Annotated in this window: 1 protein-coding gene; it reads left to right on the plus strand. The window is 67.2% G+C overall.

Features of this window, described 5'->3' with window-relative positions; all coding sequences use genetic code 11:
- The coding region (locus QWU11_RS47075) for a family 2B encapsulin nanocompartment shell protein (protein WP_290121136.1) at positions 1–700 on the plus strand (700 nt) is incomplete at its 5' end.
- Positions 701–949 lie beyond the last annotated feature (249 nt).

Here is a 949-nt window from a genome sequence, read left to right on the forward strand (position 1 = left end):
GGTGCTGCCGGGCACGTTCGTGGACTACGAGCTGTCGCCCCGGGAGTACGAACTGAGCGTGGCCCAGACCGTGCTGCAGGTGCACACGCGCGTCGCCGACCTCTACAACCAGCCCATGGACCAGGTCGAACAGCAGTTGCGGCTGACGATCGAGGCGCTGCGCGAGCGGCAGGAGCACGAGCTGGTCAACAACCGCGAGTTCGGCCTGCTCTCCAACGCCGACCTCAACCAGCGCATCTACACCCGTTCCGGGCCGCCGACCCCGGACGACATGGACGAACTGCTGTCCACGGTCTGGAAGAACCCCGGCTTCTTCCTCGCCCACCCGCGTGCGATCGCGGCGTTCGGCCGTGAGTGCAGCCGCCGCGGCGTCTACCCCCAGAGCATCGACGTGGCCGGCAACTGGGTGCCCGCCTGGCGCGGCGTGCCGATCTTCCCGTGCAACAAGCTCCCGGTCAGCGACACCCAGACCAGCTCGATCATGCTGCTCCGCACCGGCGAGGCCGACCGGGGCGTCATCGGGCTGCACCAGACCGGCATCCCCGACGAATACCAGCCCGGCCTCTCGGTGCGATTCATGGGCATCAACGACAAGGCCGTCATCTCCTATCTCGTCAGCGCCTACTACTCCGCGGCCGTCCTCGTCCCCGATGCGCTCGGCATCCTCGAAAACGTCGAGACGGCGCCCGCGTCCGAATAACGCGTGACGAAGGGCGGTGTCACGCCGCTCCCCGTCAGCTTTGGTCTTCCCGCCGCTCGTGCCGGCGCGTTCTCCGAGCCTGGAGCGCGCCGGCCGATGACGGCATTTCTTTGGTCGACAGCAATGAAGAATGGTGGTGTGTGTCGTGACGGAGTCGGCGCAGTCGGGTAGCGGTGTTGAGGGTTCGCCGTTGAGTTTGGGTACGGCGGCGGCGCGTAATTTGGCGACGACGACGAAGTCGGCGCCGCA

Origin of the sequence: Actinomadura sp. DC4 (genome assembly GCF_030406325.1) — a bacterium.
Lineage (GTDB): Bacteria > Actinomycetota > Actinomycetes > Streptosporangiales > Streptosporangiaceae > Actinoallomurus.